Source organism: Mesorhizobium sp. M0106 (genome assembly GCF_040322715.1).
In the GTDB taxonomy this organism is placed as follows: domain Bacteria; phylum Pseudomonadota; class Alphaproteobacteria; order Rhizobiales; family Rhizobiaceae; genus Mesorhizobium.
Genome location: NZ_JAMYUA010000055.1, coordinates 1 through 15,112, shown reverse-complemented (window position 1 = coordinate 15,112; position 15,112 = coordinate 1). Strand labels below are relative to the sequence as shown.

12 protein-coding genes are annotated in these 15,112 nt (G+C 64.2%); 9 read left to right on the top strand and 3 right to left on the bottom strand.

Annotation, left to right across the window (positions count from 1 at the left end; translation table 11 throughout):
* Positions 1-30 precede the first annotated feature (30 nt).
* The gene (locus NKJ55_RS31265; RefSeq protein WP_352453247.1) at positions 31-996 is read left to right on the top strand and encodes a sugar-binding transcriptional regulator; all 966 of its coding nucleotides are present in this window, start codon (positions 31-33) and stop codon (positions 994-996) included.
* 84 nt (positions 997-1,080) lie between these two features.
* On the top strand, positions 1,081-3,135 hold the full coding sequence (locus tag NKJ55_RS31260) for a bifunctional aldolase/short-chain dehydrogenase (RefSeq protein ID WP_352453246.1): 2,055 nt from the start codon (positions 1,081-1,083) through the stop codon (positions 3,133-3,135).
* 67 nt (positions 3,136-3,202) lie between these two features.
* Here NKJ55_RS31260 and NKJ55_RS31255 read toward each other — a convergent pair whose 3' ends face one another.
* From NKJ55_RS31255 to NKJ55_RS31245, 3 genes are all read right to left on the bottom strand, one after another.
* A complete protein-coding gene (locus NKJ55_RS31255; protein WP_352453245.1) occupies positions 3,203-4,258 on the bottom strand; it encodes a substrate-binding domain-containing protein in 1,056 nt (351 codons plus the stop codon).
* A gap of 46 nt (positions 4,259-4,304) precedes the next feature.
* Positions 4,305-5,300, bottom strand: coding sequence for an ABC transporter permease (locus NKJ55_RS31250; protein ID WP_023676003.1), 996 nt, complete (start codon positions 5,298-5,300; stop codon positions 4,305-4,307).
* 83 nt (positions 5,301-5,383) lie between these two features.
* Complete coding sequence (locus tag NKJ55_RS31245; RefSeq protein ID WP_352453244.1) at positions 5,384-6,895, bottom strand: sugar ABC transporter ATP-binding protein; 1,512 nt, start codon at positions 6,893-6,895, stop codon at positions 5,384-5,386.
* A 135-nt stretch (positions 6,896-7,030) separates the two neighbouring features.
* On the opposite strand from NKJ55_RS31245, the gene mtnK reads away from it, so the two are divergent.
* The 7 genes from mtnK to NKJ55_RS31210 all read left to right on the top strand — a co-directional run.
* Positions 7,031-8,302 (top strand): S-methyl-5-thioribose kinase, encoded by a 1,272-nt coding sequence (mtnK, locus tag NKJ55_RS31240; protein WP_352453243.1) that lies wholly within the window; start codon positions 7,031-7,033, stop codon positions 8,300-8,302.
* Positions 8,299-9,393: an S-methyl-5-thioribose-1-phosphate isomerase gene (gene mtnA / locus NKJ55_RS31235; protein ID WP_352453242.1), complete on the top strand. Its 1,095-nt coding sequence runs from the start codon at positions 8,299-8,301 to the stop codon at positions 9,391-9,393. Before mtnK ends, mtnA begins: the two co-directional genes overlap by 4 nt.
* A 181-nt stretch (positions 9,394-9,574) precedes the next feature.
* Positions 9,575-10,459, top strand: a complete 885-nt coding sequence (locus NKJ55_RS31230) for a helix-turn-helix domain-containing protein (RefSeq protein WP_031211585.1) — start codon at positions 9,575-9,577, stop codon at positions 10,457-10,459.
* A gap of 130 nt (positions 10,460-10,589) precedes the next feature.
* On the top strand, positions 10,590-11,249 hold the full coding sequence (locus NKJ55_RS31225; protein WP_352453241.1) for a 2Fe-2S iron-sulfur cluster-binding protein: 660 nt from the start codon (positions 10,590-10,592) through the stop codon (positions 11,247-11,249).
* A gap of 3 nt (positions 11,250-11,252) precedes the next feature.
* Entirely contained in the window at positions 11,253-12,239 is a 987-nt protein-coding gene (locus NKJ55_RS31220) for an FAD binding domain-containing protein (RefSeq protein ID WP_352453240.1), read from the top strand.
* 71 nt (positions 12,240-12,310) lie between these two features.
* Positions 12,311-12,781, top strand: coding sequence for a nuclear transport factor 2 family protein (locus tag NKJ55_RS31215; protein WP_352453239.1), 471 nt, complete (start codon positions 12,311-12,313; stop codon positions 12,779-12,781).
* Positions 12,782-12,879: 98 nt separating this feature from the next.
* The coding region (locus NKJ55_RS31210) for a xanthine dehydrogenase family protein molybdopterin-binding subunit (RefSeq protein WP_352453238.1) at positions 12,880-15,112 on the top strand (2,233 nt) is incomplete at its 3' end.

The following is a 15,112-nucleotide window of genomic DNA, read 5'->3' as shown; positions in this document are numbered from 1 at the left end:
AGCCGTGAATAATGTCAGCAAGGAGATGGCATGGCGATCCGACCGGCAGAACAGCTTATCCACAAGGCCGCCTGGCTTTACTATGCACACGGCCTGCGCCAGGACCAGGTGGCCAGCCAGCTCAAGATTTCCCGTGCCTCGGTGGCGATGTATCTGCGCAAGGCGCGCGAGACTGGCATCGTCAACATCTCGACCTCGACTCAGCTTTTCACCGACGACGTCCTGGCGCGCAAGCTGGAAGACGCGCTGAAGCTCGACGCCGTCTGGATCGCGCCGGAAAACGGCTATGTCGCCGACCCCTCGACCGACATCGCGGTGCTGGCGGCAAGCGTCTTTCTCGAGCTGGTCAGGAAGGGCGACCGTATCGGCGTCGCCTGGGGGCAGACCATCTACACGATCGCCGACATCATGTCCTATGCCGATCTGCAGGACGTCACGGTGGTGCAGCTCTGCGGCAATCTGGGAGCCCCCTATTCGTACCGGCCGGACCAATGCACCATGGAAATCGCGCGCCGGCTCAATGCCAAGGGGCTGAATTTCTACGCGCCGCTGGTGCTGACGACGGAAGAACTGGCACGCGGCCTGCGCGCCGAGCCGGTGATCCGCGAGCAATTGTCGGGCATCGGCGAATGCGACCTGGCGCTGTATTCGGTAGGCTCGGTGGACACCGACAGCCACCTGGTCAAATGTGGCGCGCTGACCGAGAGCGAAATGGCTGCACTGCGCAAGGCGGGTGCGGCCGGCGTCATTGCCGGGCAGATCATCGACGCCGAAGGCCAGGCGCTCGACTGCAGCTACAACCGCCGGCTGATTTCGGCGGAGCTGTCATCGCTGCGCAGGATCGAAAAGCGCCTTGTGGTGGTGCAGGAAGACAGCAAGTTCGAACCGCTCGTCGCGGCGATCGCCGGCGGGCTCTGCACCCATCTCGTCGTCGGCGCGCGCATGGCGCGACGGCTGCTCGACCATGCCGGAGCGGCAGCAGAAAAGGTCGCCTGATAGCTAATTCCAGCCGCCGGCGCGTTGTCATCAAGGCGTCGCGGCATTCCTGTTCACAACAAAGAGAAATTGGACGAAGCTGACATGAAGAACCTTTGGAATGACGGCGAGGCGGAGAAGCTGGTCGCCGACTATGCTAAAAAGGGTGTGGCCCGCGACCTGGCGCTGCGCGTCTATACGACCAGGCTGCTGGGCGGCGAACCGCGGCTCGTCCTGCATGGCGGCGGCAACACCTCCTGCAAGACCAGGGCCACCGATCTCGTCGGCGACGAATGGGACGTGCTCTGCGTCAAGGGCAGCGGCTGGGACATGGGCGTCATCGAGCCGCAGGGCCTGCCGGCGGTCAAGCTCGGCGCGCTGTTGAAGGCGCGGTCGCTGAAGAAGCTCTCCGACGAGGACATGGTCGCGCTGCAGCGGGCGAACCTCATCGATCCGTCCTCGCCCAACCCTTCGGTCGAGACGCTGCTGCACGCCTTCCTGCCGCACAAATTCGTCGACCACACGCATTCGACAGCAATCCTGGCCATCGTCGACCAGGAGGATAGCGAGGCGCTGAGCCGGAAGGTGTTCGGCGAGAAAATGGGCTTCGTGCCTTACATCATGCCGGGCTTCGATCTGGCCAAGGCGGCCGCCGATGTATTCGACGCCGATCCGACGGTCGAAGGCCTGATCCTCGACAAGCACGGCATCTTCACCTTCGGCGACAATGCCAGGCAGGCCTATGACCGGATGATCCATTATGTGAACGTCGCCGAGGATTTCATCGCCGGGAACGGCAAGCCGCGCACCGAAAAGGTGGCACTGCCGGCCAGGCTGGCGAAGCCCGCGGAGATTGCGCCGATGCTGCGCGGCGCAGTGGCGGTGGCACGCGGCGAAGGCCGCTTCGACCGGATGATCAGCGATTTCCGCACCTCGGATGCGATCGTCGATTTCATCAATTCGGCAAAAATTGCCGACTATGCCGGGCGCGGCGTGTCGACACCCGACCTGTCGATCCGCATCAAGACCGGACCGATGGCACTGCCGGCGCCCGACGCGGACAAGGTCGGCGACTACAAATCCGTCATCCGCCAGCATGTCGAGAAATTCGCCAAGGACTATCGCGCCTATTTCGAAACCAATGATGCGCTCGACGATGTGAAGCGCACCATGCTCGACCCGATGCCGCGGCTGACGCTGGTGCCCGGCCTCGGCATGTTCGGCCACGGCCGCACGCTCAAGGATGCGAAGATAGCGTCCGACGTCGGCGAAATGTGGATCGAGGCGGTGCGCGGCGCCGAAGCCGTCGGCGATTTCCGCCCGCTCTCCAAAAGCGATCTGTTCCCGCTCGAATACTGGTCGCTGGAACAGGCCAAGCTCGCAGCCAACAAGCCGAAGCCGCTGACCGGCCAGGTGTTGCTGGTCACCGGCGGCGCCGGCGCGATCGGTGCTGCCACGGCAAAGCTGTTCGCCGACAACGGTGCCCATGCCGTCGTCGTCGATCTCGATGCGGCAAGGGCTGCCGAGGCGGCAAAAAAGGCCGGTAACAATTCGATCGGCATTGGTGCCGACATCACCGATCCGGTGCAGATGCGCGCCGCCTTCGACAAAGCGGTCGACGTCTACGGCGGCCTCGACATTCTCGTGTCAAATGCCGGTGCTGCCTGGGAGGGCCGGATCGGCGAGCTCGACGACGCCACCTTGCGCAAAAGCTTCGAACTCAATTTCTTCGCCCATCAGTCGGCGGCGCAGAATGCCGTGCGCATCATGCTGGAACAGGGCACCGGCGGCGTGCTGTTGTTCAACACTTCCAAGCAGGCGGTCAATCCGGGGCCGAAGTTCGGCGCCTATGGCATTCCCAAGGCGGCAACGTTGTTTTTGTCCAGGCAATATGCGCTCGACTACGGCGCGCATGGCATCCGCTCCAATGCCGTCAACGCCGACCGCATCCGTTCGGGGCTGTTGACCGATGCCATGATCGCCAGCCGCTCGGGCGCGCGCGGCGTGTCGGCGAAGGAGTACATGTCCGGCAACCTGCTCGGGCAGGAAGTGACGGCCGAAGACGTCGCCCAAGCCTTCCTGCATCAGGCGCTGGCCGAGCGGACCACCGCCGATGTGACGACAGTCGATGGCGGCAACATCGCGGCGGCGTTGAGGTAGATCTAAACACCGGACCAACAAAAAGAGCGGCCCGCGAGCCGCTCTTTTCCTTTGCCTATAGCGAAAATTACTTCGCGTTCGGGTTCGGCATCCAGGCCGGCATCGCGACATCGGCATGGGCGAATTGCGGCAGCTTGGCCGAGAGGTCCTCCATGTTCTTGATGTCCTTGTCGAGCAGGTCCTTTTGGGTGATCAGCGTCGGCGGCACGATGACGTTGTGGCCGGGATCTTCACCGGCCAACAGCTGCGCCAGCGCACGCACCGAGACCTGGCCGACGACGGCCGGGTTGGTGGCGGCGGTTGCCGCCCAGGCGCTGTCCGGCTCGCGCATCGCGGCGATGTCCGAGGTAGAGATGTCGGCCGAATAGATCTTGACGTCCTTGTTCAACCCGGCCTCGTCGACGGCGATCTTCACACCTTTGGCGAATTCGTCATAGGGCGCGAACATCACCTTGATGTCGGGATGGGCCGATAGCACCGAACGGGCCTGGTTGGCGACCGAATTGGCGATCGGGTTGTCGAGCGTGCCGAACATGGCAACTTCATCGATGCCCGAATATTTCTTCTTGAATTCGACCCAGGTCTCGTTGCGGCGGTCGAGTGGGGCGATGCCGGCGACATAGACATAGCCGGCCTTCCAGCTCTCGCCATTGTCCTTGACCGCCTGTTCGAGCGCCAGGCGGGCGAGGTCGCGGTCGGACTGTTCGATCTGCGGGATCTTGGGGTTTTCGACATTGACGTCGAAGGCGACGACCTTGATGCCGGCGTCGACCGCGCGCTGGGCGGCGTCCTTCATCGATTCCGTCAGGCCGTGCTGGATGATGATGCCCTGGACGCCGAGCGCGATGGCCTGGTCGACCATGTCCGCCTGAAGGGCTGCGTCCTGGCGGCTGTCGAGCACGCGCAGGTCGACGCCGAGCGCCTTGGCCTGCGCCTCGACTCCGGAAAGATAGGCCTGGAAGAAGTCGCCGGTCGAGAGATAGCGGACCAGCGCGATCTTGACGGCACCCGGCTTGTCGAACGGCGCCGGCCTGTCCTGCGCCATCGCCGGCAACTGCATCAGCAATGTTGCGCCGGCAAGCCCGAGCGCTGCCTTCCCCAAAAGTCTTCTTGTGATGTTCACGTCGCTTCCTCCACTTGTTGAACCCAAAATGTGACCCGGTCGAACCCTATCTCCTGCCCCTGCCGGACAGGGCGAAGGTAAAGACAAGGGCGACCACGAGAACCACGCCCTTGACGAAATCCTGCGTGTAGTAAGGCGCGTTCATCATCGTCAGGCCTTGCAGCAGCACGCCGACAAACACCGCGCCGACAGCCGTGCCGAAGGCGTTCGGCTTGGCGGCGCCGAGAACCGCGTAACCGATGAGTGCCGCAGCCACCGCGTCGAGCAACAGATTATTACCCGAGGCGATGTCGCCGCGTCCAAGCCGGGCAGCGAGCAAAATGCCGCCGATCGAGGCAAAAACTCCCGAAATAACGTAGGCCCAGATTTTGTATGCCTTGACAGGCGCGCCGGCGAGTTCTGCGGCGCGTTCGTTGCTGCCGACCGCATACATCATGCGCCCGAAACGCGTGTATTCGAGAAAAAACCAGATCAGCACCGCCAGCACGAGCAGAACGACGACCGACACCGGAATGAGGTTCGGGATGAAGAAATCGAAGCGATGGCGGCCAAGCGCCAGGAACGCGGCGCCGAAGCTGCCGTTGGCGACCGAGCCGTCGGGCATGGTCATGCCGGTGGCGATCGAACGGCCTTCGGTCGGGATGCGCTGCAGGCCGACAAGCAGGAACATCATGCCGAGCGTCGCCAAAAGGTCCGGAACCCGCATATAGACGATCAGCCAGCCATTGATCAGGCCGACGACGGCGCCGATCACAAGACAGACGACGACCGCCACGACGGCGTTCTGCCCCAGCACCACCATGACATAGGCAGCCGCCATCATGGCGCTGGTGGCGACAGAGCCGATCGACAGGTCGAAGCCGCCGACGACCAGCGTGGCGGTGACACCGAGCGCCAGAACGCCGGTGATGGCGACCGACTGGAAGATGAAGACAGCACTTTGCGGCGAGACGAAACCATCGGCAGCGACGGCGAAATAGGCGATCAGCCCGAACAACAGAACGATGAAGCCGTAGCGAATAGCATTGTCGCGCAGGATCATTCAGCGCTCCCGCACGCTGGCACCGTCTTTATCCAACCCGAATTCATGCCCTCTCCATTCCAATTCTCATCGTCTTCCCGCCGTCAGGCTGCGCTGTGCGACGGCCCGCCCGCCACTTCGGTCAGTAGACGCTCGAGATCGACATCGGTATTGCGGTGCTCGCCGACGATCGTCTGCTCCGACATCACCAGAATGCGATCGGCCGTTTCCAGGGCTTCGTCGAGTTCGGTGACGAACAGCAGCGTCGCGCGGCCGTGGGCGCTGGTCCGCAGCTTGGCGGCGATATCGCGCCTGGCCGAAATGTCCACGCCTTGAAACGGCTCGTCGAGGATGAAAAGCCTTGCCGCCTGCGACATCCAGCGGGCGACCATCACCTTCTGCTGATTGCCGCCGGAAAGCGACTCCATCTCGTCCCTCTCCGAGCGGCAGACGATGCCGAGCTCCTGGATCTGCTGGCGGGCAATGGCGCGTTCGATACGGCGCTTGAGAACACCGAGACGCGACATGCGGCTGTGGAACGGCAGGCTGATATTCTCCTGGATGTTGAAGTCGCCGACGATGCCGTTTTCGCCCCGGTCCTTGGCGACGAGAAACACACCGGCGGCAATCGCTTCGCCGGTCGATGCCGGCGCATAGGGTTTCCCGTTCAGCACCATGGTCCCGGCCAGCGGCTGGCGCAGGCCGAACAGCGTCTCGGCGAGCGCGGTCTTGCCGACGCCGACAAGGCCGGTGATGGCAACGACCTCGCCGTCGCCGAGCGTCAGCGAGATCGGCCTGGCGCCTTCAGCAATCCGCAGCGCGTCGGCAGTGAAAATTGCTTTGGCCGAATTCCTGGCGACGATCCGCTCGAGCTGGATCTTGCGGCCGAGCATGGCGTTGACCGCACCTTCGTAATCCAGCGGCTTCTTGTCGAAGATGCCTGAGATGACCCCATCGCGCATCGAAATGATGCGATCGGCAAGCCGCCTGATGTCAGACATACGGTGCGAAATGTAGAGGATCGCCACGCCTTGCTGGCGGAGCCGGTCGAGCAATGCGAACAGCCGGTCGGCTTCGGCGCTGGACAGCGAGGAGGTCGGCTCGTCGAGGATCAGCACTTTCGGCCGGTGCGCCATGGCGCGGGCGATCGCCACCATCTGGCGGTCGGCCAGAGAGAGATTGCTGATCCGGGCCTTGAGGTCGATGGCCAGTCCCATGCGGTCGGCCACCGCCTTTGCCTCGCGACGCACCCGGCCCGGATTGAACAGCGTCGGCACGCCGCTGCCGCTCAGCCTGTCGAGGGTAAGGTTGGTTGCGACGTCGAGGTCGGCGACGACACCGTCATTGATGTTCTGGTGGACGGTAACGACGCCGGCGCGGATCGCCTCCGCCGGCGTTTTCGGGTCGAACTCGCGACCGGCAAGCGACATCGAGCCGCCGCCATGGTCGTAGACGCCACTGATGATCTTGACGAGGGTGGATTTGCCGGCGCCGTTGGCGCCCATCAGCACGGTCACTTCGCCGGCATGCAACTCGAGCGAGACGCCGCCAAGCACCTCGATATGGCCAAAGGATTTCCTCAGGCCGTCGACGCGGAACACGGCATCATTGCCCATTCGTTCCTCCCTGACCAAGACGCTATGGGCTATATCGGCAATTGTCAACACGATTGACAATTGCCAGCAGGCTTCCTAGCTTGGCCCGACCGCGTTGGCTCCGCTATCATCGGAGCACATGAGCGGGAGGTGAGGATGACTGGGAAATCGCCGTTCGAAGCACTGTCGGTCGAGACACTGGCGGGCCGTCTCGGTGCCAACGAGCCCCTGTGTTCGCAGATCGGCAAGGATACGAGCCAGTGGAAGGTTCGTGAAGTCGGCGACGGCAATCTGAACCTGGTGTTCATCGTCGAGGGTGCTGAGGGTGCGGCCGTCGTCAAGCAGGCCCTGCCCTACGTCCGGCTGGTCGGCGACAGCTGGCCGCTGCCGCTAAAGCGCTCCTTCTTCGAATACCATGCGCTGACGCGGCAACAGGCGCGGGCGCCGGGTTCGGTGCCCGATATCTATCACTTCGACGAAGGTCAGGCGCTGATCATCATGGAGTATCTGTCGCCGCACATTATCCTGCGGCGGGCGCTGATCGAAGGCCGGCAATTGCCCAACATCGCGACAGACATCGGCTTGTTCATGGCCCGCACGTTGTTTCGCGGCTCCGACCTGCATATGGCGACCAAGGACCGCAAGGCCGATCTGGCACTGTTCGCCGACAATGTCGAACTCTGCGACATCACCGAGAACCTGGTTTTCTCGGATCCGTATTTCGATGCCAAGATGAACCGGCACACCAGCCCGCAGCTCGATGGCATTGTCGCCGAGCTGCGCGCCGACCGCGACCTCAAGGTCGAGGCGCAGCGCATGAAGCACATCTTCGCTGCCAATGCCGAGACGCTGCTGCATGGCGACCTGCATTCCGGCTCGATCATGGTCACCGACACCGAAACGCGGATGATCGACCCCGAATTCGCCTTCTACGGGCCGATCGCCTTCGACGTCGGCATGCTGCTCGCCAATTTCTGGATGGCGTTCTTCTCGCAGCGCGGCCATGAACAGGACGGAAGCCGCGACGCCATGCGTGACTATCTGCTCGGCGTTACGGTCGAGACATGGTCGGTGTTTCGCGCCGAGTTCTCGCATCTGTGGCGAACCGAGCGTACCGGCATGCTCTACCAGAAGAGCCTGTTCGAAGATCAGGACGACAGGCTTGGCGCCGAGCAGGCGCTAGACCACGTGCTGCAGTCGATCTGGACCGATCTGCTCGGCTTTGCCGGCGTCGAGGTTCACCGGCGAATTCTCGGCCTTGCCCACAATGCCGATTTCGAGACCATTGCCGATCCGGATCTGCGCGCCAGATGTGAGGCAAAGGCGCTGAAATTCGGCCGTCACCTCGCCGTCAACCGGCGCCATATCCACAGCATCGACGAGGTCAACCGGTTGGCCGCGCTGATCGAACGGGAGAGCAGGATTTGAACGTCGGCGACCGCCACTACCGCACCATCTGGCCGAGTGACGACGGGCGTTCGGTGGAGATCATCGACCAGCGCTGGCTGCCGCATGATTTCCGTATCGAAAAGATCGATACCGTCGCCGGCATCGCCACGGCAATCCGCGACATGTGGGTGCGCGGGGCGCCGCTGATCGGCGTCACCGCGGCCTATGGCGTCGCCATGCAGATGGCCGACGATCCGTCGGATGCAGCACTCGACGCCGTCTGGGCAACCTTGCACGAAACGCGCCCGACGGCGATCAATTTGCGCTGGGCGCTGAACGAAATGCAGCGCTTCCTGCTGACGCTTCCCCTGGCAGAACGTGCCGCGGCTGCCTATCGGCGTGCCGGCGAGATCGCCGACGAGGATGTCGGCCTCAACCGCGCCATCGGCGCTCATGGGCTCGAAATCATCAAGGCGATCGCGGCGCGCAAGCAGCCGGGCGAACCGGTCAATATCCTGACCCACTGCAACGCCGGCTGGCTGGCCACGGTCGACTACGGCACCGCCACCGCGCCGATCTATCTGGCGACGGAAGCCGGCATTCCAGTCCATGTCTATGTCGACGAAACACGACCCCGCAACCAGGGTGCCCAATTGACCGCCTGGGAGATGGCCGGCCACGGCGTGCCGCATACGCTGATCGTCGACAATGCCGGCGGCCATCTGATGCAGCGCGGCCAGATCGACATGGTCGTCGTCGGCACCGACAGGACCACCGCCGACGGCGATGTCTGCAATAAGATCGGTACCTATCTCAAGGCGCTCGCCGCCGCCGACAACGACGTGCCGTTCTATGTCGCGCTGCCGTCGCCGACGATCGACTGGACCGTGGGCGACGGGCTGGCCGACATCCCGATCGAACAGCGCTCGCCCGACGAGGTCTCACTGGTCTGGGGCAAGACCGCTTCCGGCGAGATCGCCCAGGTCCGCGTATCCCCGGAAGGCACGCCGGCGGCCAATCCGGCCTTCGACGTGACGCCGGCGCGGCTGGTCACCGGCTTGATCACCGAACGCGGTGTCGCTACGGCCTCGCGCGAAGGCCTGAGGGCGATGTTTCCCGAGCGCGGATGATCGGCTTTTCCGGGAGGGCGCTCCGGATTTGCCTGATCTCACGATTTCTTGAACACGGCACGGTTAAAAACGCCCGTTGCCTGTCCCACATGGACGGCCGGATGCGTAGCGGCGGGGCGGCGCCCAACGCTCGAAGCCGGGGCTGCCCACGGCTCGGCGAGTGAACCAGCGGGATACCGCGATGTCATTCAGACCGTTGCTTGGTGACGGACGGGTTCGGAGCCAGGACGAGAAGTCGGAGCCCCTGCAAACCGCGTCATGGGTCAGCTCCTCGATCGTCTTCGACAACCGGCGGTGGGCGTGCCGGGAGGCGGAGCTCCGCTGGACAGCCCCTCATCATCTGATCGTGCTGACCGAAGAAGGCGGCACGTCCCATACATCCATCCGGCACGAGGCACGATCCCTTTACGACGGAATGGACCGTCCCGGAGCCCTCACCTTCGTCCCGGCAGGCGCGGAACGACAGGGCTTCTATCGCGATGTAAACCTCTCCTATTCAGCCCTGTGGATCGATCCCGATATCGGGCTTCCCGGATGCGAACGCCTGAGGAACCTGCCTATACTGGTAAACAAGAAAGACGCGGTCGTCGCCACGCTCTTGAGTTCGCTTCGTGACGAGATGGCACTCGGCCACAAGCCAGACACTGCCTATGTCGAGCATCTGGTCGCCCTCGTCAGTCTCCGCGTGGCCAACCTGAGCCGGGAGCAACCGCGGTTTGTACGTCACGGCTGTCTCAGCCGCCGGGCACTTGGTCGCGTTCGGGATTACATCGATGCGCATATGAATTCCGACATTTCGCTAAGCGAGCTGGCAGCCGCCGCGGGCATGGCCGTCGACAGTTTTGCGCGTCGCTTCAAGGCGACGACCGGCCTTGCACCCTACGCCTATGTGATCGAGGAACGGGTGCGGCGAGCGGAGGCGCTACTGCGCGAAACGGGTTTGTCGATCGGTGTCATTGCCTTTCGGCTCGGCTTCTCAAGCCAGAGCCACTTCACCACGACCTTCCGACGTCTGAGGGGCATGACGCCTCGTGCCTATCGGGTGAATTCTTCTCCAGAATCCTGATAGTGCCGCCGGTTTCTTGAAAGAAAGCCGCCGCCCGCACTCCCACCTCCAGTGTCGTTGGGTGACAGAACCCGAGGGTTCGCTCGGGTCAAGTTGCCGTCTGCGCCTCATTGCGGCTGGGAGATCATGCATGGCCAAAACGGACAACAGGAGCGGGCCGACGCGTCGGATGGTATTGGAAGGCGGTGTTGCGACCGGGGTGCTGCTGGCTACCGGACTACCGGTTGACGCCGAGCCGGCCGAGACCGTCACGGCGGCTGCATCGTCCTCACCGCTACCGACGATGACGATGTCGTTACGGATCAACGCGAAGGATCTTGCCATCGAGCTCGACCCGCGGACGACGCTGCTCGACGCCCTGCGCAACCATCTCGGCCTCACCGGCTCGAAGAAGGGCTGCGACCACGGCCAGTGCGGCGCATGCACGGTGCTCGTCGATGGGCGCCGGATCAATTCCTGCCTGACGCTTGCCGCAATGCATGAAGGCGACGAGATCACCACGGTCGAGGGCCTTGCCGAGGGTGACCGGCTGCATCCGGTCCAGGCCGCCTTCGTCGCCCGCGACGGTTTCCAGTGCGGCTACTGTACGCCAGGTCAGATCTGCTCGGCGGTTGGCATGCTGGGCGAGGCGCGGGCCGGCTGGCCAAGCCATGCGAGCGCCGACGTGGCAGCGGCTTCCGTCGCTCTCACCGATGCCGAGATCCGCGAGCGGATGAGCGGCAACATCTGCCGTTGCGCCGCCTATCCGAACATTGTCGCTGCAATCCGCGACGCGGCAGAGGAGGCATGAGCAATGCAGTCCTTCACTTATGAACGTGCGGCGAGTGCTGAGCAGGCGGCGGCCGCGGTTGCGGCCCGGCCGGACGCCAAGTTCATCAGCGGCGGCACCAACCTGCTCGACCTGATGAAGCTCGAGATCGAGCGCCCAGCGCATCTCGTCGACATCAGCCGGCTGCCACTTGATCGGATCGAGGAGACGGCGGAAGGCGGGCTTCGGGTCGGCGCCCAGGTCCGCAATAGCAATCTCGCCGCCGACCCGCGGGTAAGGTCGCGCTACCCGATGCTCACGCAAGCGCTGCTGGCGGGAGCGTCCGGCCAGATACGCAACAAGGCCTCGACCAGCGGCAATCTCCTGCAGCGCACGCGCTGCCCCTATTTCTACGACCGCAATATGTCCTGCAACAAGCGTCAGCCGGGTTCGGGCTGCGCGGCACTTCAGGGCTTTAACCGCATGCACGCCGTGCTCGGCGCGAGCGAAGCCTGCATCGCGGTCCATCCTTCTGACATGGCGGTCGCCATGTCCGGGCTCGACGCCAGGATCGAGACCGTCTCGCCCGGCGGAGAGACCCGCACGATCCCGATCGGCGATTTCCATCGATTGCCTGAGGCGACGCCCCAGGTGGAGACCGTGCTCGGCCACGGCGAAATAGTCGTCGCGGTTGCCCTGCCGCCGCCGCCACCCGGCCGACAGGTTTACCGTAAGGTGCGCGACCGTGCTTCTTACGCCTTCGCGCTGGTGTCGGTGGCAGCAATCGTCGAGAAAAGCGGCGACCGTATCCGAAGTGCTCGGATCGCCATGGGCGGCGTGGCAGCGAAGCCCTGGCGCGCGACGGAGGCGGAGCGCACGCTCGCAGGAGCGTCGGCGTCCGACGGTGCCTTTATCGACGCGGCCGAAGCCGCGCTCGCCGGAGCCGTCGGGCATGGCGCCAATGATTTCAAGATCCCGCTGGCGAAACGGACGATGCGGCACACGCTCGCTGCTGCCGCCGAGAGTGCATGAGGTGACACGATGACAGAGACGACGAACCCGAACCGCGGTTCCCAGATGCAGGCGCCGAGCAGGAGATCGATATGAAACTCACGCGACGCGCCGTTGCCGCCGCGGGTGGCGGCCTTTTTGTTTCTGCCGCCGCAGCTTGGGGCGCCACATCCGACCCGGGAGCTCGTCACGGGCTCGAGGCCGCCGTCGACGCCTTCTTTGCCGGCTGGGCCTCTGGCGACTGGACGGCATTCCTTGATTGTTGCGATGAGACGATGACCTTCCAATTCCCTGTCGGCGAGCAACGAGGCCGACACGGACCGCCGGAAGGCAAGCGGGCACTCGCAGCCTGGACCGCCGCGCATCAAGCGCAGGGAAACAGGATCACGAAATCGACCGTCGATCTCAAGCTCTTCGCCGCCGACTGGGTCATCGTCTGCGACCGCGGGAGCGGAACAATCAGTGGCGCGCCCTACACTGGCCTGCATGCGATCCTCATGCGGGCCGGCCCGACAGGGAGGCTGGTCGAGTTTCGCGAGTATTTCGGCGAGATCGCCGCGTGAGCTCCGGCCCGCCGCGCGACGAACATGAAGGTGCGAGGAAGAGGCGTCGTCGCGGCCTCGATGCTTCCGAACTCCAAATGAAATTCTTTAGGTGACTTATGAACGAGACCATACCCGGACTGCCCGGCTCCGCCACCCATTCAAGGGTGAAACCTCGTCCCGATGCTGGCATCATCGGGAGGCCGATCGACCGCATCGACGGTCCGCTCAAAGTGACGGGCGGCGCCACATACGCTTACGAGAATGAGCTGGATGGTACAGCCTATGGCTACATTCTCGGCGCCTCCGTCGCCAAGGGCCGCATCGCCGAGATCGACACGACCGAAGCCGAACGGGCGCCGGCAGTGCTGCTCGTCATGACGCACCGCAATGCGCCGGCCCAGCCGGATTTCGGCCCAACGGTCACGCCAACGGTGCCGGAGGTCTTCACGCGCCCCCGGCCCGCGCTCAACAGCGATCGGGTACGGTATTACGACGAGCCGGTCGCGCTGGTCGTTGCGGAGACGTTCGAGGCGGCGCGCGCTGCTGCGGGCCTCATCAGAGTGCGCTACGACGAGGAGCCGGGCCTCTACGATCTACCGGGACATATCGCCGACGCCTACGCGCCAAAGCGGACCAATGCCGGCTTCGAGACCGACAGCGTGGTCGGCGACTTCGAGCGCGCCTTTGCGACGGCGCCGATCAAGATCGATTCCACTTACGGGACCCCCTTCGAACATCACAATCCGATGGAGCCGCATGCGACGCTTGCTGCCTGGTCAGGCAACGAGCTGACGATCAGTACATCGGCGCAGACCCTCGCGAACTTCCGGGCCGGGGTCGCCAGCACGCTTCGCATCCCGCTCGAGCGAGTGCGCATCGTCAGTCCCTTCATCGGCGGAGGCTTCGGCTCCAAGCTGATTGCCCATGCCGACACGATCCTAGCCGCACTTGCAGCGCAGGTGCTGCAGCGCCCCGTGAAGATCGCGCTGACGCGACAACAGATGTTCGCCAATGCCGGTCATCGCGCAGAGATGGTCCAACAGGTACGTCTCGGCGCGGACACTGACGGGCGGCTCACCGGGATCGCACACGATGTCTGGTCCGCAACGTCCAGCTTCGAGGAGTACTGCGAACAAACGGCAGTTTTTGCGCGCTCGCTCTACGCGGCGCCGAACCGTCTCACCCGCCATCGCCTGGTTCCGCTGGACATCAACCGCGGCGAATGGATGCGCTCGCCCGGCGAAGCGCCCGGCATGCTGGCTTTCGAATGCGCCATGGATGAGCTCGCCGAGCGCGCCGGTCTGGACCCGATCGAACTCAGGATCCGCAACGAACCGGCACAGGATCCCGAGCGCGGCGTGCCGTTCTCCACCCGCAATCTCGTCGCCTGCATGGAGGAAGGCGCCCGCCGTTTCGGCTGGGAGCGGAGAAACCCGACACCGGGCCGAACTCGGGAGGGCCGCAAGCTTATCGGCCACGGCATGGCGGCGGCGATCCGTCCGAACTATATCGGCGCGGCGACGGCGCGGGTTGCGATCGACCGGGACGGTCGGGTGACGGCGCGGCTCGACATGACCGATATTGGGACCGGCACCTATACGATCCTGACCCAGATTGCCGCCGAGAGCCTCGGCCTGCCGATCTCGTCCGTCAAGGTGGAGCTCGGCGACAGCCGCTTCCCGCGTACCGCCGGCTCTGGCGGGTCCTGGGGCGCAGCAAGCGCGGGTTCGGCCTTGTATAATGCGTGCAACGTCCTCAAGGAACGGATCCTGGAGGCGGCGCAGTCGAACGAAGCCTCGCCGTTGCGCGGCGCGAACGCCACCGAGGCAAGCTTTGCCGACGGCGAGGTCAGGGTCGGCCAGCGATCGGCGAGCCTGACCGATCTTATCCGAGGGATCTCTCCCGACGGGCTCGAAGCCGAAGGCTCCGTAGCCGCGGGCGCCACCACCCAGTCATACAAGACCTATTCGCAGCATTCCTATGGCGCGCATTTCGCAGAGGTCGCTGTCGATTGCGATACCGGTGAAATCCGCATGCGCCGGATGCTGACTGTGATCGGCGCGGGCCGTATCCTCAACGCCAAGACCGCGCGCTCGCAAATCATCGGCGGCATGACCTGGGGGATCGGTGCAGCGCTGATGGAGCAGACGGTGCTCGACCCGCGCTACGGCCACTTCGTCAATCACGATCTTGCCGAGTATCATGTGCCGGTCAATGGCGATGTCCCCGATATGGAGGTCGCCGTACGACAGGTAAGGGGACACAAAGCCAAACCCCAGGGGGGCAAAGGGGTCGGGGGGCGAGGGGGGTGGGGGGGGGGGGGGGGGGGTGTTAAAAAAAGGACCCGGG